The following is a 20703-nucleotide window of genomic DNA, read 5'->3' on the forward strand; positions in this document are numbered from 1 at the left end:
AAGAGTATATATTAATTTTCCATTGGTATAATATTCCGAACTTCAACAGAGCCTCCCATTTTTAAAATAGGGCTGTCTTTAGCCATTTCAACAGCTTCATCTAATGAATTTGCTTTTACTATCATATTCCCACTAACTGTTTTGTTCTCAGAAATTAGAATTCCGTCCGCAATTGATAAATCGGCAGCTATTTGTTTTCCGTCAAAACCCAGTTGATGCGTGCTATCTAGTTTTTCTTTAATAGCAATGTTGCCAATGAAACTGCCCCATTCTTGTTTCATTAGTTCCATTTCTTTTTTTGTAGGTTGGTATTCAGTATTAGGACTAAAACTGAAAATCATCATAAATTTTTGTTCTGCTTTCATTTCTATTAGTTTTTAATGTTAAACAATACACCAAAAGTAAAAGAGGGAAAAAACAAAAAACTTTGCCTATGACAAGAAATGACAATTAGGTTTTTTTGAGCCAAGATAATTTGCGGAAAACCAATAGATGAAGAAAAATAATTGTTGGTGGTGCAAAAGCTGGAATAAAGCAAAACGGAAATTCTGCCAAAAACTCTACACCTTGAATACTATTGTCGATACTGATTTTAGTGAAAATAATAGCCATAGCGGAAGTAATTAAAATATCGACAAGTCCAAAAGTGTTCCAAATGTAAGTCAGTTTTCTAGTATAGTTTTTTTTGTTACGGATAGCTTTTGCCACAAAAATACTTGATATGGCAGTAAGTAAATCTCCTATACCAGCGAAAAGAGCAAAAATTGGTGGCAATAAATCATAAAGGAATAGAATGATAAAAGTGCTACCAATAAGTCGAAATAGATGAATCTTAACTAAATCTTCAAGTTTTAAAATAGCATTTGCCTTTTTACAGATTTTAGTACTATATATTATGGTTACAAATATTGCCAAAGGAAGCGTTGTTGTCAAAACAATTTTGGGCGGTAACATTACGTCATCAAAAAAGTCATTAAAACTTGCTATTGCAACTATAATTAGGTAGGGAATGTAAAAACCAAGAACCAACCAAAATCCGTTTTTTATTTTTCCTTTTTTTGCCAAACGGGCTACCATTACTACAGGAAACATAAACGCTAATAGAAAAAGGATAGAAAATATTTCAGGTATTTGATTTGAAAACATAGGTTGATATTATAAAGTGATTTCTTTTCTAATCCTGCTTAAAGATGTGTCTGTAATTCCCAAATATGTAGCAATATGTTTTAGAGGAACATTTTGAATTATTGAAGGTTTTTCTTTTAATAAATTTAAATATCGGTCTTTCGCTTGGTCGGCAATCATAGATATTGAATGATTCTTTAATTCAAAGTAGTTATTTACAAGCCTTGTTCTGCCTACTTCTCTAAAAGCTTCAATGTTAAATAATTTCATAAAGTTGGCAAAACTAATTTTCCAACATTTTCCTTTTGTTAATGCTTGAATAGATTCTTTACAAGGTTTTTTTAAAAAATAGGAATGCCAATCTATCACAATATCATTTTCTGCAAAGAATTTAGTCGTAATATCATTTCCTTCCGTGTCAATACTGTACGAACGTAAAAAACCTGTCTCCAAAAAGTAATAGTAACCCGCTACTTTTCCTTTTTCGATTAGATATTCGTTCTTGTTAAATTCAATTTCTTCAAATTGCATTAAAATCAATTCTAATTCCTCCGAATTAAAGTTTTCTTGTTTAAAAATGCTATTTAAAAAATGAGTCTGTTTCATTGTTGTTCCAAGGTTTTTTATAATAAGGCATAACGGATGGCGGTATGAAACGTTGCGCATTTTGAAACACAAACTTATCAGCCCGCTAAGCCGTTGATTAAATGTTATTTCGTTCAAATATAGCACTATCCGCGCAATGTTTTATGACCGCGTGTTAGCGGTTCGGGCTTTTTTCTGTCCACCGATGTCATTTTGTTTCTAATGATTTCTCGGTTAAATATTTCATCAAGTAAGTCGCTGATGTTAATGCTGGACTTGCCATTGGGTCGTTAAACAAAACATCAATTGGTCCTTCGCCAAAATACAATCCGTCCGAAACAAGGAATGTAATTCTAACATTTCCCTTTGTCGGTGCTGGTCGTCTTGGTTTATCCCAAGCACCAATTTGATTAACAATATTTTGGCTTTTTAAAAATAAATCTTGGGTCAGCTCATTAGATTTTTCATCTGTCGTTTCCCAAACTAAAATTTTCCCAGTCTGGTTTATGTAACGAGCCGTTCCGTCATTGAATGAAGCTAAAGCGTCAAGTCCTGTGTCAAGTCCAACTTCAACAATTACAGCAAGAAGTTCTTTTTTAATCGGTTTATGTCCACTTGCAATTTGTCTGTTATATGAAAGAACTTTCAGTCTTGCGTCAGTAGAACTATCGTCAATAATTTTTTGCAAGTCAGAAATTGCGCTTGTCTCTGAAAACAAGATGTCAAATGGATATGTGTAAGGCGGTTTTGTATTGTTTTTATACAAGTCAAGGTTGTCGCAAAACAATAGGTTGTATATAAGATTCGTCGAACTGTCCTTGTAAGGGTCAGTCGAACTTGTAATCTGCTCTGGTGTTTTTTTGAAAAAGCTAAATAGCCCCATAATCAATATTGTTGTTAATGAAATTATCAGTCCAAATAATATTATCTTTTTACTCTTTGTCATTTTGTGCAGTGTCGTTTTTTAGCCTGACCGCTAACGGGAGTTTGCGCAGCAACTCCATTTCGAATAAAAATAAATGATTTGTTTTGATTTATAGGACCCTAAGCGAAGGTTTTATAGCCGGTTCTTTTGTGGTAAACTAAATTTCCAAGAAAAGCAAAGTCGCCCAAAATGGCTGAAATGGCTCCGAATAGGGCAAAAAATATGTCGACAAGCCTTTTGAGCCTGTCCTTCAACACTTTTGGGTCAAGAATGGACACAAGTCTGCTAAGGTTGTAGCATATCATGATCAGGTTTACCTCGGAGAGCACGTTCTGTTTTCCTTTCATCAATGTATGGGTGAAGCCCCATTGTCTTTTGATGGTCCCGAACTGGTGCTCGGTGATCTGTTGCCTGAGCCTATAATATTCCGGATTTTCCTCCACTCTTTTCTGGTTTTCCTCCAAGGCCTCCTGATAAATGGAGCGCTCTATGAAGCGTCCGTTCTTGTTCGTGGTACAAAGGTGCCTTACGGGGCAGACCTTGCAGGCCTGTCGGTTCTTGTAATGCTTGACCTTGTGGCCCGCCTTATTGTAAACGGTTCCATTGGTCACCAATATCTGTCCGTCGGGACAGGTATAGGTATCCATTTCCCTGTCGTATTTAAAATCGACCATGGGATAAAGGCCGTTGTGTTGGGAAGAATGCTCCTTTGGGGATGAGTAAGTTGTTATCCCGTTCTTGGTGCAGATGTCCAGGTGTTTGCCCGTGGTGTACCCTTTATCGGTAAGTGTCCTCATTTTTTCCACGCCCAAAAGTTGCTTTGCATCGAGTGCCATGGGCGAAAGTGCGTGTGTATCGTTTACGGTGCCCGTGTCGTTGTTGACGAAGAGTTTGTATTTTGCATCACACCCTGCCTGCACGTTATAGCCCACATTGATTATGTTGCGGTGCAGTACTACCGATCTGGCATCGGGATCGGTAAGGCTGATCTGTCGTTCCCCACTGGTGCGCAGCTCTTCCCCGATGTTGCGGTATCTTTCCTTCTTCGATTCCTGGTAGGCAATTTTGTCCTGTATTTTTTCGGTATCCGAATCTCCGTCCTCGGCATCAAGTTGTTGTTGGTATTCCAGTATCTTGTTGTCTATGTACTCGATATGGCGGTCGATCTTGTTCTGGTTGAAGTTGTTCTTCAGGGCGTTCTGGGCCCTTATCTTGAAGGAGTCGATGGCAATGGTCTCGCCTTCGATTAGTTCCCAATCCTTGAGCAGCACCACAAAATACCTGAATGCCCCTTTGAAGGCTTTTGGGTTACGCTTTCTGAAATAGGCTATTTTCCTTGCGGACGGCCTTAGTCCCTTCAGGAGCCATATGACCTCGAGGTTTACCTTGCAGGCATGTTCCAATTGGCGGGAGGAGCGCAGTTTGTTCTTGTAGCCGTAGAGATAGAGTTTGAGCATGTCCGAGGAACGATATGGTGGCCTGCCCTCGTTGTTCAGCACGTCCCTGAACCCCAGGTCGCCCATTGGGAGGATATCCACGAACATATCGACGATCCTTGCCCACGAATCGGGACCCAGGCAGGATTCGAAATCCATCATTACGAGTTGGTCCCTGTCAAAACCTGTTATAAAATCCATACCATTAAGATAATCAATATCAATACGTTATGGTATTGGCCGTGCTAAAGGAAATCAACAAAGTTATTAAGAAAGGGTAGGTTTTTGCGCAGTCTGACGGTTGGTATAAGAAACGTAGGGCAATTAAAAAGCATTTTCGTTTCAGTTTATTACTGAGCTAAATATAAATATTTTGCTTTTATCTTTTCTATTATAAACGCCAAATTTTATATTTAGCGGACTTAGTTAATATTCACAGAACTTTCGGTTTAGCACAAACGCCCTATGTTTTTTATACATTGTTGTGCGTAGGCTTTTTTTCGTCCATTATTTTATTCGCTTGTACAATATGTCGGTCATTATGATATATGACAACTCTGAATGTATCTCCAAGCTTTAATTTAATCCATTTCGATATGCTAATCGCTGTTTTTGTTTTGTTCAAATCTATTTTTTTTGACTTGTCCAAAAGATTTAATAATTGCTCTTGTTGATTAATAAAACGCACAATAGTCCTTTTATCCAACCCACTACCAATAGGGTTTTTATCCTTAAACGTTTTCATTTTGTTCAGTTTTTCCTTCGGCAACATACTTTTTGCAAAATAATTACCTAAAAATCCAGATTTGAAGCTTTCTATCGGAAGTGTTTTTGAACTTTCTATTCTGTTCTTGATTTCTGGAATATAAAAATCTCCGTACAAATTCAAATGCTCGAAACATTCTAAAATACTCCAGCTTTCTTGTTTAATTCTCCAATTGAGCTTTTCGGTTGAAAGGGAATTGAATTTTTCGGCTTGGTTTATATTTATTCGAGTTCTTTCTATCAAGTCCTGTATTAATTGTTCTGATTTTATTGTCATTGTTTTTTTTACAAAAATCGGTAATGTTCTTTCCAAAAAGATTGATTTGGATTAAGACTTTTTTATTCTCGATAATGTTTCTGGTGTCATTCTTAAGTAAGATGCAATATACTTATTTGGGATTTCTTGAAATAACTGTGGACTTCTTGCCAAAACTCTTTTGTACCTTTCTATTGGCGAAGAAGTTAGAATATCTCGTTCTCTTTCCATTTGTTGGAATATCAAATCTCCGAGCATTATATGCCAGATTTTGGTGTTTTCTTCTGAACTTTCTATCAAGTTCATAAATGTCGTTTTTTTGATAACTTTTAATTCCGTTTTTTTTATTGCTTGAATGTATAAATCTGACGGTTTTTCAGTTATAAAAGAATCCAAAGACGCTATGAAATTATTTTTATAGCCAAACCTTATTATATTCTCTTCAAATTCGTCCAACACATAGATTCTCAAACTTCCCCTAATCACGAAGTAAAGATTTGTGTCAATGCTCCCTTTAACCTTTAAATGTTCTTTTCGGCTTAATTCTAGCTTATTGTCCCATAAATTCTGCTGGTCAATTTTCTCTATAAAGTTTGTTATCGGGTTCATTTTTTTAGCTTACGCACAACGCTTGAGCTAAGCGTAGTGCGGAAGTAAGGAAACTTTTCGTTTCCGTATACGCACGAAGCTAAAGCTTATTGTTTAGTTTTATTTTTTTTTTGTTCAAAGCTAAATCCATAAGATTTAGCGACATTATAAATATACACAGACCTTTAGATTTAGCCCAAAAGTCCGCATTACGTTTAGGTATTGTTACCACACGTTTTTTATTCTCCAATCTCCTTTTTGGCTATTTCTCTATTTAATTGAAGAGACTTAATTACGTTTATTTTTGTTTCTATTTGCTCAATTCGCACATCTTCTTCATCCAAACTAGTTTTAATTGATTCGTAAAAATGTAAACTTCTAGAATAGTTTTTTTCGTGCTTGTAATTCTCCGCTAATATAAATTTATCATCAATCGAAATTCCACTTTTAGATGAAAATATATTATGAAAATTAAAAATCACAGAAGCTACAATAAAACCTCCAATTGTAGATAACCAGCCAGTTAGTGTGCTGACTTTATCTTTATCCTCAAGTTGAATCATAAAGATTAAGATTGTTAAGAAAATCACACCTAATAAGCCATAATAGAAATACGGAAAAAAATCGCGTAATGAAAATTCTTTTAATTCAACTTCGTCTTTTGTAAAGCGTGAAATCACGATTCCAATAACAACTCCAAAAAAGATTAAACTAACAATTTTGAGTATTTCTTTGTACTCGGGAAAGACGTCAACTAATTTCAGGACGAACGAACTTACACTTATGATTAAAGATATTACACCTATTTTTTTCACGGTTATTTCTGGTTATTAGTTAATTTTTGGTCAAATGTGTGGTAACGGTCTTGTATAAGAATAGTGGCGGTTTTACGACCACCACTTTTTCAGTTTAGACCAAAAATTATTGTTATTAATATCTTTTATTTTGGCAGAATTTCCGCCATTATTTTTATACGTTGTTGTAAGCAGTTTTTCTTTAATCCGCTTATGAATAGAATCAAATTTCTCAGCTATTTTTAAGTATTCATCACTCCAACCATTTGACATTGCTAATTCTTGATAAGTACTGGTCGGTAAAAATTCCACCATTATTTTCTCAAGAGTATCAAAGTCCAAAAGTTCTATTTGTTTTTGGTCAGTGTCAAGTTCTTTTGTCAAAATTTCGACATTATCAAATCCTGCCCATACAGTATCAGTTTCATCATTAATTCTTGATTTGATATTAGCCACTATTTCCGAAACTTCTTTAAAATCCGAATAAAATGGAATTTTGGATTTGAAGTAGTCTTTGGTTTCCAAATCGCAATTTTCATTCATTTTAATTAAAGCGTTTTCTCTATATTCTTTTGATACAAGTCTATCGGAAATCAATTTTACATCCTGTTCAAATTCGTCAATCTGCGACCAATCATTGTCAGAAATCAATTCTTTTTCAGTCGATTTTCCAACACGAGCCAAATGGTCAATGTCTCCGCCAAATTTGTTATATATTTTTATTTTTTCAATGGTCAACATTGGTTTGTCTTAATTGCTTACAACGGTTTTGTATATGGTTTGTTGCGTGTTTTAAGCACCTAATTTAGCAAATACAAACCGAATAGAAAATCCGCGAGGATTTTCGTAAGTAGGCTAAAACTAGCAATAAATTATATACGGTGTTACCCAACGTTTTTTATTTTCAGATTAATTCAATTCCAGCTTTCTCAAAAATATTCTGCAATTCTTTTTCAATCGGAAATGGTTTTAATGGTGGAACATTTGACCCTCCAGGATTTCCAACTGGAATTTTTCCAACAAAGGATTTCACACCTCCAAAAATCAGACGTGGAATTTGTCCAATAATTTCTTTTCCGTTTTTGATTTTAATTCCGAATTGTAACATTTTCCAATGTACAAAAGTATGAGCATAAGGATATTTCTGTCCAATTATATGAGCTCTTTCCAAATGATTCCACGCACTTTCTAAATTTCCGTTTGCATATTCAGTTCGGTATTTATTCAATTCCGCTTTATAATATGGTTTCAGACTTTCAGGTATTGAAGTGTAAAATTTCATGTCTGTTTTTTTTTAGTTTTCTATTCGGTTTAAATTCTAACGTTCTGTTTTTGTTAATGTTGGGTAACAATTGTATATAGTAACAAGTTACTATATTTCTATTTTAGAAACACTAATCTAATGGATTTTTAATTTTCTTAAAAGTATTGGTCGCCACATGGGTGTATATTTCGGTCGTCTTGCTGGAGCCATGACCTAAAAGCACTTGAATCTGTCTAAGATCTGTACCTGATTCCAAAAGATGTGTTGCAAAACTGTGCCGTAATACATGTGGGGTAACGGTATCTCTTATACCTGCTTTTGCTGCTGATTTTTTAACGATGTTCAATACACTTTCTGCGGTATATTTTGATGCCTTTCTTCCCTCGAATAAATAATCTTGCGGCTTCCACTCTCTGTAATAAAGACGGAGATCATCCAAAGCGGATTTTGATAATAAGGTATACCTGTCCTTATTGCCCTTGCCGTCCTTTACCCTTACAAGCATTCGCTTACTATCAACATCCGAAATTTTAAGGTTCAAAAGTTCACTCCTTCTTAGACCTGAACTGTACAAAAGCTTTACAATGCACCTATGCTTGATATTATTGGTGTTCTCGATAATTGAAATGATCTCCTCCTTTGATATTACCTTGGGTAGCTTGGACTCCTTTCTTGGACGTTCTATTTCATAAAATCGGTTCGGCATGCCCAATACCACCTCATAATAGAATTTAATTGAATTAATTGCCTGGTTTAGATAAGAATTGGATACGTTACGATGAATAAGCTTTTGAAGAAACGCTCTAATATCACTTTCGTCAATAGCGTTCAGTTCCTTATGCTTATAATGATTTATAAACATTTCAAAGAACGAAACATAGGTGCGCACGGTGCTATTGGCATATTTTTTTAGTTCAAGTTTTAGAAGGTACTCTTCGGGACAACATCTAAATTGGGGTATGGGTTTTCTCTTGCGGTACCATTCCACATCTATTGACTCATTAGTCGTCTTTAATGGTTTGTTGGTCAAGAATCGGTTATAGTTTATCCAAACTTCACCTTTAAATGTGTTAAAGATAATGCCAAGGTTAGCTTTAGTATTCTCAATATAGGCCATATTGTACCGTTTACTCCACCTGGGGTTAGGTAGCCCTTTGATTAAATTTTGTATTAACCTATCCGGAGAAAATTTGATGCCTATCATCTGTTGCTCCTTGATCATCAGATGATATAAGGTTATGGATTTTATATGCGGTGTATAAGAGGAAGCCATACTATTGAATTAATGGATAAAAGGGCAATTTATAGGATAGAATTGATTTAATCGTACCTTAAGCGAATAATGTTCGCATAGACATTCACTTAAATTTAATAGGGATGAGATTACAGCATGAATGTATACATTGCAAAAAGCAACTTACAGGTAGAACGGATAAAAAGTATTGCAACTTACACTGTAAGAGCGCCTACCAATACCAAAAGGAAAAACAGAACCCGGAACGGTTCTATAATAAAGTGGACAATCAACTAAAACTCAATAGGAAGATTTTAAAGGAATACAACAAGGGAGGAAAGGTAACGATACGATCTGCAGTGTTGTTGGAATTAGGATTTAACCCCAAATTTTTTACCCACTATTGGAAAAATCAAAAAGGGGAGGTTTATCTATTTGTGTACGAATATGGGTTTTTAAAAAAGCAAGAAAAAGAGAAGGAAAAATACGTTTTGGTCACCTGGAAGGACTATATGAATTAGAACGATAATTTGATAAATGGGCAACACGCTTAGCACATTACCCCTACATTTCGCGATAAGCTTCATTTAAGGTAAAGAGCTTCACTAAAAAAGGTCTTGGACACAATGTCAAAGATTACGATTTCCACTACACTAAACCCGCAAAAAGTGCGGGAAACGCTTCATTCCCAATCTACATCTTTGAAATTAAGTCCGCTTACCATACTACTAAACGAGAATAATCCGTTTTCATAAACCGGGCAGCACATTCCCCTGCATTCCGCTGAAAAAGCTCCATTCCGAGAGAAAGCGCTACCCTACTAAGGTCTTGGACACAATCCCCAATTTTAGCTTTCCATTCCGTTAACTCTTTCCGTCCCGATAGCTATCGAGACCGGAAAGGAACACTTCATTCCAGACCCAAAATTGTGAATCAAGTCCGCCAAACCGGAATTCCATTATTCATTTGGTGTCGCTTCCTATGGTTTTGTACTTCACAAAGGCCTTTAAATTCTCCTTCTGTACCATCACTGTTATTCCCTTTTTATGCCAGCAAAATACCAACATTGGGAAGTTGAACGGACTGCATAAACCGTTCTCGCTGCGCTCCACTTTTTATAAGTCCTTATCAATTCCAAATATTGAAAACGTATCAGCAACAAAAAAAGGGAACAGCGACGGCACTATGGGAAGTAAATCTAAAATAAAGGATATGAAATCTTACAAAAACATCAAAAAGGAAGCGACACCAAAAAAAACAAAAAAGGAAAACGCTCTAGATATAATAAGTAAATCACTTTAAAAAAAATAAAGACAAACTATCTGAATGGTTCGGATAGCATTTTAATTAATTCTTAAATATTTTATTATGGGTACTTTAAAAAATCATGTACAGTTAATCGGAAACGTTGGACAAGAGCCAACCATTACAAACCTTGAAAGCGGTAAAAAAGTTGCCCGTTTTTCATTGGCAACAAATGAGTATTACAAAGACGCTAAAGGTGAAAAACAAACTGAAACGAATTGGCATACCGTTGTTGCTTGGGGCAAGACCGCTGAAATTATTGAGAAATTTGTTGCTAAAGGTAAAGAGGTTGGGGTAACCGGAAAACTAAAGACTAGAGCCTATACAACCGATGATGGTAACCAACGCTACGTAACGGAAGTTGTAGCAAACGAAATTTTGCTTTTAGGCAGTAAATAAATCAAAAAAATAAAGAGGGCATCTCTCGGAAAAGTTCTGCCCTCTTTTTCATTATTAATCTCTTAAGAAAAAAACAATGAAAGACAAAGTTAACGAAATACAGATAAGTTACAAAGAGCGGGTACCGGCTACTTTTTGGAAAAAGATAAATTCATCACAAGATGCTAGTGAACTTTTATATGAGCACTGGAACAAAAATACTATTGAATTACAAGAATCATTTAAAGTTGTGTTATTGAACAATAGCAATAAAGTAAAAGGCATATACCAATTATCTCAAGGTGGTATTACTGGAACTATGATTGACCTACGAATTTTATTTGCGGTCGTATTAAAAACCTTATCGGTTGCAATAATTCTTACCCATAATCACCCATCAGGAAAATTAATTCCTAGTGAAGCTGATAAAAAAATCACAGAGAAAATTAAAAAAGCAGCAGCTTTATTTGATGTAAAAGTACTTGATCATTTGATTATTATTCCGAATGGAGAGTACTATAGTTTCGCTGACAATTCAATACTATAACCATAAAAATTTTGGCTATGATATATCTGAATTTTACAGACCTAAGCGAAGAGGCTCAAAACCGACTTTTAGAGAATTCTAAAAAAGACGTTGAAAGAAAATTTGGCGATAGTATTCGGAAATATGTAAAAGAAAATTACACCTGTTTTGAAACTATGGTTGAGGAAGAAGCGATACGAAATTTGTATTCTTATACCTTTGTTTTTAATCCTTAAATTTTGAAATAATCAAATTAACACCTCTGAAAATTCAGGGGTGTTTTTATATATAATTAATACTAAGTCAACAAAAAAACGTATCTTTAGTTTGCTGATATATAGCATTCAATTTTAAGTAAGGTTATCCATTTTTCGACTTTCGCCGATAACCGTACACATCGAAATAATAACATATCGGAAATTCATTTCCTTGAAATGGCAATTGGCTTTTAGCCAGATTGTATGAAATTTTTGTCACGCTTCGGCGTGACGAAAAGGAATAGCAAGAGGGTAACACGCTATGCGATGTTAATCATTCCTTTTCGTTTTCAAAACGCTGATATTCAGCTACTTGAAAATTATTTAATTTCTTGACCTTCAGCAATTTGCGACAAATGCCTTGGAAATACCTGTTTTTAGGGAAGATTTTGCGACAAATTGGCGAAATATGGACTCATTTATTGGAATTAGATTTAAGAAGGAGACGGCTAAACGTTTCCAAACATTCTCCCGGACTTACTTTAAATCGCACACCGAAGCAATGGCGACGATGCTCGATTTTTTCTTCTATAACGAAATTTCGCCAAAGGAAAAATTAGGTCCTACAGGGCGAACTATTGAAGCTAAACTCTTAAAAAGAATCAACGCAGTTATTGCTATTATGAGGGATGTAGAAAAGACACAGACCAAACCTACGGTAGCTATGATTCAATCACTTTTTGAAACAGAAGAGCCACGGAAAAAACCGATGATGGTAGAAAAGAAATACGCCAAAGAAAACAAAGAAGTGCGTTTTGTAGAGAAGCCTGCCTCGTCGGCAGACAGGCAAAATCCGAGTAATCAATTATAAATATTTGAGCTATGTACATTACAATTACACCTCAAAAAATGGGTGCTAACTATAGTCAAAGTTCAGGGGATTTTGTAGGCTATTTAGAGAAAGAAAATCAAGGTTTAGAACAACAGGACCTGCCAGCCGGCGAGGCAGGTATGGAACACTTTTTTAATCAATTTGGTGACGAAATTTCTGCGGAGGAGGTGGTTAAAGAAATTGACGGAAACACCGCAAAATTAAAAAAGAAAGAACCCAAGTTTTATTCGATTACGGTAAGTCCATCAAAGTATGAATTACGAAAACTTCAGAACAATAGCCAAGATTTAAAAACCTACACGCGTGAGCTGATGAAGGATTATGTGTCGAGTTTCAATCGGGAAATAAATGGGCGACCTATAACTATTGATAACATAAAATACTATGCGAAAATTGAACATCAAAGAACTTTTAAAGGCACAGATTTTCAGATTAAAGAGAATCAACCTTATGCTACAAAAATACTTCAGCTCAAAACTGAAATCCGAAATGTGAAAGAAGGAAGAACATCAGGGAATATTAAAAATATGGAAAAGGAAATTGCCAAACTGGAACGTCAAGCGCCACATCAATCCCGAGGTGTCGGGAGAAAACGGATTGTCCAAGGAATGGCAAAAGATGGCAACCAAAGTCACATTCATATCATCGTAAGTAGAAAGGATGCTTCAAATTCTATAAGTCTTTCTCCTGGGAGTAAACACAAAGCTTCGGAAGTAGAAATGCACGGTAAGAACGTAAAACGCGGTTTTGACCGAGACAATTTTTTTGAGAAGGCAGAAAAGACTTTTGACAATACCTTCGGCTATAAACGAAACTATGCGGAAACCTATAAGGCTAAAAAGACATTTGTTAAAAACCCAAACCTATATTTTTCTGCTTTGCTAAAATTGCCAGCTAACGAAAAGGCGCTTGCATTTAAAATAATAAGTAAATCAGGTTTACCTGTAATACCGAACATTCCAATAAGTCAAGCACAAATAGCACTCCGGGTTTTTAAACGATTAAGAAGAGGGGTAGAAATGGCCATAAAATCAAGTTCAATAGGAATCTAATTCGAATGCAGGTAGAAAATTTTATAACGATATTTTCAATTATTGGTTTGGCCAGTATGGTTTTCTATGCAATGTTTCGGATATCAAAATATGCGTTTCTTTTAAATAGTATACTGCTTTTAGTTCTCGTGTTCTATTTATCCGAAGGAAATGAATTGATATCTATATTGCTCTATTTGGTTTGTCCGCTAATGCTAATTAATACAGGGCTTTATGTTTTTTTACACAAAACCGAAAACCCAAAAAATATCGACAGTAAATATCAAGTCAACTTTAAAACGACCAAAGGGATTTTTAAATTGGATAATATCAAACGTGGGGCATCAGTAATCGGTTCTGCAGGAAGTGGTAAGACCGAAAGTGTAGTTTATGGATTTCTGCAACACTTCCAAAAAGAAGGTTTTTGTGGAATCATTCACGATTATAAAGATTTTGAATTGACCGAAATGGCTTATCCACTTTTTAAGGATGGCGATATCCCTTTTAAGGTCATTTCCTTTGATAAAATCATCCATAGGGTAAATCCTATCGCACCTCGGTATTTAGAGAACGAGGAAAGCGTAAACGAAGTTTCTCGGGTGTTGATTGAAAACCTTTTGGAGCAACGGGAATCTGGAGCTACAGGAACTACGAAATTCTTTACTGATGCTGCCGAAGGATTGATAGGCGGTTTGATATGGAAACTAAAAATTGACTATCCCGAATATTGCACCTTACCACATTTGATAGCGATTTATCAATTATTGGAAACGGATGGTCTTATCCAGTTTTTAGAAACCAACACGACTTCACGAGCAATGGCGGATGCCTTTATTAGTGGCAAGGATTCCGAACGACAGACCGCTGGGGTAAAAAGCACCTTGGCCAATGTGCTCAAACGAATTAGTACACAACGTATTTTTATGGCATTGTCAGCAGATGAAGTGCCACTCGATATAAATAGCGAAGATAGTCCTGCAGTAATTTCGATAGTAAATAATCCAAAATTTGAAACTTCTTATTCGCCAGTAATAGCCACAATTATACACACCATTACGAAGCAAATGAGCGTTCGGAATTCTAAACCGTCGTTTTTGTTGATGGAAGAAGCGCCTACCATACGCCTTTTAAATATGCACCGTATTCCTGCAACGTTGCGTAGCTATAATATCTCTACAATTTACGTGATGCAGGATAAGATTCAGAACGATATGATGTATGGAGATAAGGCAAGCAAAGCCATTTTAAGCAATCTGTCCTACCAGTTTTTCGGAAAGGTAAATGACCCGGACACCGCAAAATATTACGAACGCTTTTTTGAGATTATCAAAGACCCAACCAAGAGTATCAGTCGTGGGCATAACTTAGATTTTGATACTCGCATTACCACAGGGGAAAAAGAAATCCCAAAGATTCGGGCAGACGTTTTCTTCCGTTTGAAGCAGGGCGAGTTTATTACTTATGCAGACGGTAAAGATAAAAAAGTGCAGTTTAAATTAGCCGACATTAAAAGGGAACTTCCCAAAGAAACGAAGCAGTTTTTTCAGGCGGATTTAGCAGCGAATTTTGGGCGAGTTTATGAAGAAGTTAGGTCTATTTTTAGTTAGTTTATATTTCATTTCTTCAATGAAATTTTTTCAAAAACACATCCTTCCTTCTTGTAGCTATCGGTACTTGATTACCATTTTCCATTTGAACATAAGCCTGCTTTCCTTTATTAAATGTCTTAATCATTTCCATATTGATGAGATGAGATTTATGGCACTTAAAGAACAGCTTTTCGTCTAAAAGGTTTTCATAGAATTTTATTGGTTTACTAACAATTTGTTTTTTATGCTTAGTGTGAATATAGGTATAGTTACCATTCGCTTCCAAATGCACAATATCCGCTACCAAGACAGTTTCAAACCCTTCAACAGATGGAATTGTTAGCAGTTTCGGTTGTTCCTGTTCTATATTTTTAAGTAATGATTCTACGCTATTGTTGTGCCCTTTTGATTGTAGTTCTTCGTTTAAACGAGCAATAGTTTCATTGAATTCGTCAAAATCTATGGGCTTCATTAAATAATCAAAAGCACTGAACTTAAAAGCCTTAATTGCATAATTGTCAAAAGCTGTGGTGAATATGGTCTTAAAGGAAATATGGTTAAGCTGTCGCAAAAAGTCAAACCCAGTTTTGTCATCGATTTCAATATCCAAAAAGACCAAATCCAAGGAGGTATCTTGGGCTATCTTTAATGCATCATCTACCGTTTTAGAGGTGGCAATAACATTAAATATTCCTGGCTTTCTATCGATTAAATGCAATAAGCGTTTAATGCAGTGAGATTCGTCATCAACAATTAGGGTGTTTAGCATAGCAATTTTTGTTCAAGTAGGTCAAATTTAGGACTTCAAGATACTAAAATCCAATTAGCTCAATACCAAAGGAAGTGATACGATTACTTTGGTGCCTACTTTTTTATCTATGATTTTGACCGACCCATTGGTGCCTTTGGTTTTGTTCAGCACCTCGATTCTATTTTGAGTGATGGAAACACCCATAGAACTCTTTTTGCGATGTTCGATTTTCATCTTGCTCATAGTCCGTCCTACACCGTTATCCTCTACGATACCTATTAGTTTGTGCTGTTCAGAATGGAAATTAATAACGATTTTACCACCTTTTTCCGATTTGGATAAACCGTGAACAATGCTATTTTCTACAAAAGGTTGCAGCAACATTGGTGGTAATAATACTTCATCTATATTGAGGTCATCAGAAACCTTAATTTCAAACTCAAAGGCTGTATCAAAACGTTTTTGCTCGATGGCCAAATAGGTGTTAAGCAACTGAATATCCTCTTCCAAAGTAATGAGCTGCTTATCCGAGTTTTCAAGGGTCATTCGCATCAATCGTGCGAATTTGCTGAGATAATCGCTTGCCGCTTGAGTATCATTATTCAAAATATAATCACCGATGGAATTCAGGCTGTTAAAGATGAAATGTGGATTCATTTGCGCTCGAAGTGCCTTCAGTTCAACTTCCGCCACAGTGGCATTGAACTCAGCTTCTTTTTTGACCGTATCCGATTTCTGCTTTCGTCTATAGAATACAAACGCTAATAACGACGCCAAAACGATACCGCTTCCACTCACCAACGATATGTTTTTGATGGTACGTTGGCGTTCCGCTTCCGCGAAAGCGAGTGCTTCCTTTTTATCAGCCTCGTACTGTATTTCCTTTCTGGAAATTTCCACTTTTCGGTCTGCACTTACCAAACTGTCATTAAGAATATTGGCAGCTTTAAAATTTTTCAAAGCATTTTCATAGTCACCCTTTTTTTCTTGAATAGTTGCCAAGGTCTGTAAAGACTTGGTTTCCGTGTAAAGATTATTCAAGGATTTTACAGCATTAAGGCTTTCAGTAGCGTAATATTCAGCTTTATTCAAATCGTTACTGAGCATATAGACTTCTGCGGCATTGACATAAGCAGGGACTCTAATCATTTCAAGACCTAGAGAATCAATCATTTTAAGACCTGAAACTGTGTTTGTTAATCCTTTATCCAACCGTCCAGCCTGCGACTGTACAAGTCCTAAGTTACTGTATACGTTTGCCAGTTGCATCATATCATCAGTTCGCTTCGCCTCGTTAATGGAAGCTTTAAAGTAATACACAGCGGAGTCAGTTTGTTGTTGGAGGCCATAGATATTGCCAATGTTAGACAACGTATTGCTCTTTCTTTGTGGGTATTTTAGTAACTTTCTAAAAGTGGGCATAGCTTTGCCATAATCTTCCTGTTCATAATGTATTAACCCAATATTGGTCAACATTGAGAATTGATAGCGTTCCAAGGAAGGATTTTGTTCAGATATGTTGTATGCTGTTTGATAGTAATCCAAAGCTGTCAAAGGGTCTGAACGAAAGTAATGATAGATAACACCGATATTATTGTTGGCTAACAGTATGCCTTTGGTGTAATTCAATTCCTCGGCCATAGACAATGTTTTCTTATTGAAGGACAGCCAAGTGGTATCGGAAGGTGTCAACATTGATTTTTTAGCAGAATAGCTATGTCTCAGATTGATTAGTGTAGTATCTATACCCTCATAATTTTCAATACGTTTCTGAATCGAATCTGCTTCTTTAAGTTGTGAATAACCAAGATGGTAGAAACATAGTAAGGCAAGGATTAATCGTATTTTCATTAACAGTTTGGTTTGGCTTAACAAAATACTCATTAAAAACGGTAATACAATTAAAACCTGACGATGCGCTAAAAAATACTAGCGATAATACATTTTCTATGGCTAATACAAAATGAATTAAGCATCTTTAATTCTTAAAATCTAAAGTATATGAAACGTTTTTTAGTAATTCTATTCGCAATGATATTGACCGCTTGTAGTAGCGACGATGATTCTGGCTTAACCGATGATGACAATGGTAATTTGTCAGATTCGTTCATTACAGCGAAAATAAATGGAAATGATTTTGGGGCGGTACCTGTAGATAGAGGTGTATCTACGATTTCGGCACAACTTGTTCAAAATGAAGCTTTTTTTACGTTTACCATTGCCGGTATTGACCTAGGTGTAGAAATCACCCAAGGTGAAGCTATTGCTTTTTCCTTGGCGGGAACAAGTTTTGACCTTGTCACGGAAGGCCTTCAGATTAACAATCCGATAACCAACCCATTGGCGCTACAATTCGCAGGTGGATATTCATCCAATGGAACTGGGGGTGAAAATTTTGATTTTGATACGGACGGTAGCTCGGGATTTTTAAGAATAGATATGATTGATAAACAGGAACAGATAATTTCCGGGGCGTTTGAATTTGAAGTGGAAAATTCAGACACTGGTGAAGTATTTCAAATTACCGATGGCACTTTCAATAATATTAATTATGTTATTGACTAATTGTTCTGTGTCTAGTACACTTAATTTAAATTTCAACCCATACCAATAAATTTATTTCATCTATGCTGGTCAAAAGAGTTTTATGCATATTCATTTTTACCTTTAGTACCTTTTTATTGACTGCACAGAATTGTAAAGATTTGGTAGAATGGATGGATTTGATAAAACAAGAATATCCAGAAACCACTTCCCTTCGGTATATGAACCGTGGCAAGATGCAAAAACTCGCTGCAAATTATTTCTCAAAGAACTATTTTGAATCTTACCGAGGAAAGCCTTACGCACAACTTTCCCATAAAACATTGGCCAAGGATTTTAGAAAAATTCAGCTCTGTTTCGTTAAAGGCAACTATAGAAATGACCCACATTACAATTGGGTATTCCAAAATATCATTTACAACAATTATCTAGCTTACGGTAATCCAAATTTCATCAATCAAATAGCTACAGTCGATACTAAACGTAGTAAGTTGAAAAAAGAACTAGTAAATATTTCTGGAAACACTACATCCAGAGATGAACTTTTACAATTAAAGCAGCGTTTATCCGTTGAGTATGCTGTACTTTTAGACAGCGAATTACGGCAGGCTATTACAGAGATTGATGCTATCATTGCCAAAAAATCAGATGCCCAGCTTGATGAACTTCTTACGTATATTGAAAAATTAAACAGAGACAAAGAGTCCTTAGTCAAAATATCTAAGCTAAATCAAAAAGCTACTCAATTATTGCCTGAAGCTTCTCAAGCAAAGCAAACCGAATTTCAATCAAGACTGGACGCTAAAACAGTAGCCTTATTACAAAATGCGATAGACATAGACCTGGGTCCGCTCAATCAAAACTTGGATATTGCTCAAATCAATCAGAAACTTAAAGCCTTTAAACAGGATTATGGTTCCTTCTCAAGACATAGCCAAGTGAAGAAGGGTGAGCAAAAGCTGATTGCACAAAAAGAGAAGTTGGTCAATACTCAAATCAAAACCATCGAAGCTCAAATAGTTCAAGCCGATAATACTAGTTTCCCACGTTTGGAAAATAAATATATGAGCTATCTGCCACAACAATCCAGTCAATATCAAAAACTGAATGCACTATTTGCTTCAAGAAAAAAGCAACTGGTAGAACAGCAACGATTGGCACAACAGCAGAAGAAATTGGAAGGAAGCAATGAGCGCATCGCCTTTTTAGAAGCCAACGGCAAGGACGAGGGCTCGATGCAATTTAAAACGGTGGGATTAAATAATGCTGCCTTTTTTGACTACATCTATCGTGGCCATTTTGAGAACATTGAGCTAGATGTGTTCAGTAGTCATTTCTTGATGATTTTAAATGGATATTTAAACACCTTTGGTAGTCTTTGCCCAGATGAGCTTCCAGAAAACAAGGTAGAGATAATGACCGACGTTTGCTCTCGGGAAAGCGTCACGACAGACGGCTATGGTGTGGAAGTCAGCAGATACTGTACTGCTTGGAAGACTATAGGTACAGGTATCTTTGCAGACCCAAAGTTGTATGCTGCAAAAATGCGTTTGGTTGCACAGCAAAATCAAGATGCGTTTCGTATTGCAGTCGATATGTATACCAATCCCGATGCTATGGGTAATTCCATAGACCAAGTCCACAAAGCAAAAGCACTGCTGAGTGATTGGTCCAATTTTTTTAGATTTAACGCGTGCGACTCAAAAAGTGTTAAGCAGTTTGAAACTAATTTATTGGCATTTGCCAATCAGCAAAAACCAGAACGCTTAAAAGGAATGAGCGTCTATGAAAAAATCAAAATTTTAGGTGGTCCAGCTGGTGACCAGAACCACGCTAAACTGCTCAATGACATAGTCAGTAATCAATCCAAAACTTGGGCATTGAACAAGTATACTGGTAATAGTATCAGTAACGTTCGCGAGTTAAAGTCGGCAGACCAAACACAAATGGTCACGCTAAAAGCTGATTATAACTTTAGTGGTTTGTTAGGAAAACAGACGGGTGGTGTAACTGTTAAGTTTAAAGATGGACTGCCAGATTGCATCTATTTTTCCGACTATCCTAATAACTGTAAAAAACCAAATAGCGCACTGGTCGCTAAATATGGATTGGGCGAATACGCCAAGTGATATCAATGAAAAGAGTGGTTTTTCAAAAAGGCCCTTTTTCCCTAGGTCCTTTATTAGTGACTTTCCATTGGTTATCCTCTTTGACAAGTTTAAAGACACCTGATTTTCCATCAAAAGAGGTTTTATATTTCACCCAAGCAATCTCACCATCAACAGCTTCATCTAAAATTTCCACTTCGATGTTTTTATCAGAATCTGGTATCATATTCTGTACAGTAATCAAACTGGCATAGCCTTCTGTAGTAGTATGCTTTTTTAAAGCTGATTCATCTTTTGAGAAAAAACTTTCCGCAACTGCCTTGGCAGTTTCAGAAGGGGATTTTGTTGTGCTTTCTGAACAAGAAAGGAACAACAGTACAAGCGAGCAAATGACTATTCTTTTCATAATA

The 20703-nt window shown here is 35.9% G+C and carries 24 protein-coding genes; 10 read left to right on the top strand and 14 right to left on the bottom strand.

Translation table 11 applies throughout. The features are described 5' to 3' along the window. Nucleotides 1–11: 11 nt before the first annotated feature. The 11 genes from ACPF9A_RS11765 to xerA all read right to left on the bottom strand — a co-directional run bounded on the left by ACPF9A_RS11765 (nt 12) and on the right by xerA (nt 8960). Nucleotides 12–365: a hypothetical protein gene (locus tag ACPF9A_RS11765; RefSeq protein ID WP_423997106.1), complete on the bottom strand. Its 354-nt coding sequence runs from the start codon at nt 363–365 to the stop codon at nt 12–14. Nucleotides 366–450: 85 nt separating this feature from the next. Beyond that, nucleotides 451–1146, bottom strand: coding sequence for a hypothetical protein (locus tag ACPF9A_RS11770; RefSeq protein ID WP_423997108.1), 696 nt, complete (start codon nt 1144–1146; stop codon nt 451–453). A 9-nt stretch (nt 1147–1155) separates the two neighbouring features. After that, on the bottom strand, nt 1156–1656 hold the full coding sequence (locus ACPF9A_RS11775; RefSeq protein ID WP_423997110.1) for a Crp/Fnr family transcriptional regulator: 501 nt from the start codon (nt 1654–1656) through the stop codon (nt 1156–1158). Nucleotides 1657–1918: 262 nt separating this feature from the next. After that, nucleotides 1919–2656: a hypothetical protein gene (locus ACPF9A_RS11780; RefSeq protein WP_423997112.1), complete on the bottom strand. Its 738-nt coding sequence runs from the start codon at nt 2654–2656 to the stop codon at nt 1919–1921. A 98-nt stretch (nt 2657–2754) separates the two neighbouring features. Continuing rightward, nucleotides 2755–4272, bottom strand: coding sequence for an IS1182 family transposase (locus ACPF9A_RS11785; RefSeq protein ID WP_423997098.1), 1518 nt, complete (start codon nt 4270–4272; stop codon nt 2755–2757). Nucleotides 4273–4543: 271 nt separating this feature from the next. Then, the gene (locus ACPF9A_RS11790) at nt 4544–5113 is read right to left on the bottom strand and encodes a DinB family protein (RefSeq protein WP_423997114.1); all 570 of its coding nucleotides are present in this window, start codon (nt 5111–5113) and stop codon (nt 4544–4546) included. A 51-nt stretch (nt 5114–5164) separates the two neighbouring features. Continuing rightward, a complete protein-coding gene (locus ACPF9A_RS11795) occupies nt 5165–5701 on the bottom strand; it encodes a Crp/Fnr family transcriptional regulator (RefSeq protein WP_423997116.1) in 537 nt (178 codons plus the stop codon). 218 nt (nt 5702–5919) lie between these two features. Further along, on the bottom strand, nt 5920–6495 hold the full coding sequence (locus ACPF9A_RS11800; RefSeq protein WP_423997118.1) for a hypothetical protein: 576 nt from the start codon (nt 6493–6495) through the stop codon (nt 5920–5922). A gap of 72 nt (nt 6496–6567) precedes the next feature. Then, a complete protein-coding gene (locus ACPF9A_RS11805; RefSeq protein ID WP_423997120.1) occupies nt 6568–7215 on the bottom strand; it encodes a hypothetical protein in 648 nt (215 codons plus the stop codon). 163 nt (nt 7216–7378) lie between these two features. After that, nucleotides 7379–7756, bottom strand: coding sequence for a DUF3703 domain-containing protein (locus tag ACPF9A_RS11810; RefSeq protein WP_423997122.1), 378 nt, complete (start codon nt 7754–7756; stop codon nt 7379–7381). Between the two features lie 112 nt (nt 7757–7868). After that, nucleotides 7869–8960, bottom strand: coding sequence for a site-specific tyrosine recombinase/integron integrase (gene xerA, locus ACPF9A_RS11815; protein WP_424004467.1), 1092 nt, complete (start codon nt 8958–8960; stop codon nt 7869–7871). A gap of 155 nt (nt 8961–9115) precedes the next feature. Here xerA and ACPF9A_RS11820 point away from each other — a divergent pair, with 155 nt between their 5' ends. The 8 genes from ACPF9A_RS11820 (at nt 9116) to ACPF9A_RS11855 (ending at nt 14908) form a co-directional block, all read left to right on the top strand. After that, on the top strand, nt 9116–9493 hold the full coding sequence (locus ACPF9A_RS11820) for a hypothetical protein (RefSeq protein WP_423997124.1): 378 nt from the start codon (nt 9116–9118) through the stop codon (nt 9491–9493). 553 nt (nt 9494–10046) lie between these two features. Then, entirely contained in the window at nt 10047–10274 is a 228-nt protein-coding gene (locus tag ACPF9A_RS11825) for a hypothetical protein (RefSeq protein ID WP_423997126.1), read from the top strand. A 66-nt stretch (nt 10275–10340) separates the two neighbouring features. Further along, entirely contained in the window at nt 10341–10676 is a 336-nt protein-coding gene (locus ACPF9A_RS11830) for a single-stranded DNA-binding protein (protein ID WP_423997128.1), read from the top strand. Nucleotides 10677–10752: 76 nt separating this feature from the next. Further along, nucleotides 10753–11202 carry a JAB domain-containing protein gene (locus tag ACPF9A_RS11835; protein WP_423997130.1) on the top strand — a complete coding sequence of 150 codons (450 nt, stop codon included), beginning with the start codon at nt 10753–10755 and terminating at the stop codon, nt 11200–11202. A 17-nt stretch (nt 11203–11219) separates the two neighbouring features. After that, nucleotides 11220–11417, top strand: a complete 198-nt coding sequence (locus ACPF9A_RS11840) for a hypothetical protein (RefSeq protein WP_423997132.1) — start codon at nt 11220–11222, stop codon at nt 11415–11417. Nucleotides 11418–11847: 430 nt separating this feature from the next. Further along, nucleotides 11848–12249 carry a BfmA/BtgA family mobilization protein gene (locus ACPF9A_RS11845; protein WP_423997134.1) on the top strand — a complete coding sequence of 134 codons (402 nt, stop codon included), beginning with the start codon at nt 11848–11850 and terminating at the stop codon, nt 12247–12249. Between the two features lie 11 nt (nt 12250–12260). Further along, nucleotides 12261–13322: a MobB family relaxase gene (gene mobB / locus ACPF9A_RS11850; protein WP_423997136.1), complete on the top strand. Its 1062-nt coding sequence runs from the start codon at nt 12261–12263 to the stop codon at nt 13320–13322. Nucleotides 13323–13327: 5 nt separating this feature from the next. Next, complete coding sequence (locus ACPF9A_RS11855; RefSeq protein ID WP_423997137.1) at nt 13328–14908, top strand: type IV secretory system conjugative DNA transfer family protein; 1581 nt, start codon at nt 13328–13330, stop codon at nt 14906–14908. Between the two features lie 16 nt (nt 14909–14924). On the opposite strand, the gene ACPF9A_RS11860 is transcribed toward ACPF9A_RS11855, so the two are convergent. Both ACPF9A_RS11860 and ACPF9A_RS11865 read right to left on the bottom strand, forming a co-directional pair. Continuing rightward, nucleotides 14925–15659 carry a LytR/AlgR family response regulator transcription factor gene (locus ACPF9A_RS11860; RefSeq protein ID WP_423997139.1) on the bottom strand — a complete coding sequence of 245 codons (735 nt, stop codon included), beginning with the start codon at nt 15657–15659 and terminating at the stop codon, nt 14925–14927. Nucleotides 15660–15713: 54 nt separating this feature from the next. After that, nucleotides 15714–17492, bottom strand: a complete 1779-nt coding sequence (locus ACPF9A_RS11865) for a tetratricopeptide repeat-containing sensor histidine kinase (RefSeq protein WP_423997141.1) — start codon at nt 17490–17492, stop codon at nt 15714–15716. A 150-nt stretch (nt 17493–17642) separates the two neighbouring features. On the opposite strand from ACPF9A_RS11865, the gene ACPF9A_RS11870 reads away from it, so the two are divergent. Both ACPF9A_RS11870 and ACPF9A_RS11875 read left to right on the top strand, forming a co-directional pair. Then, nucleotides 17643–18206, top strand: a complete 564-nt coding sequence (locus tag ACPF9A_RS11870; RefSeq protein WP_423997143.1) for a hypothetical protein — start codon at nt 17643–17645, stop codon at nt 18204–18206. A 158-nt stretch (nt 18207–18364) separates the two neighbouring features. Next, the gene (locus ACPF9A_RS11875) at nt 18365–20314 is read left to right on the top strand and encodes a hypothetical protein (protein WP_423997145.1); all 1950 of its coding nucleotides are present in this window, start codon (nt 18365–18367) and stop codon (nt 20312–20314) included. Between the two features lie 22 nt (nt 20315–20336). Here ACPF9A_RS11875 and ACPF9A_RS11880 read toward each other — a convergent pair whose 3' ends face one another. Then, nucleotides 20337–20699 carry a hypothetical protein gene (locus ACPF9A_RS11880; protein ID WP_094996243.1) on the bottom strand — a complete coding sequence of 121 codons (363 nt, stop codon included), beginning with the start codon at nt 20697–20699 and terminating at the stop codon, nt 20337–20339. Nucleotides 20700–20703 lie beyond the last annotated feature (4 nt).

This window comes from Maribacter sp. IgM3_T14_3 (genome assembly GCF_049603095.1).
In the GTDB taxonomy this organism is placed as follows: domain Bacteria; phylum Bacteroidota; class Bacteroidia; order Flavobacteriales; family Flavobacteriaceae; genus Maribacter.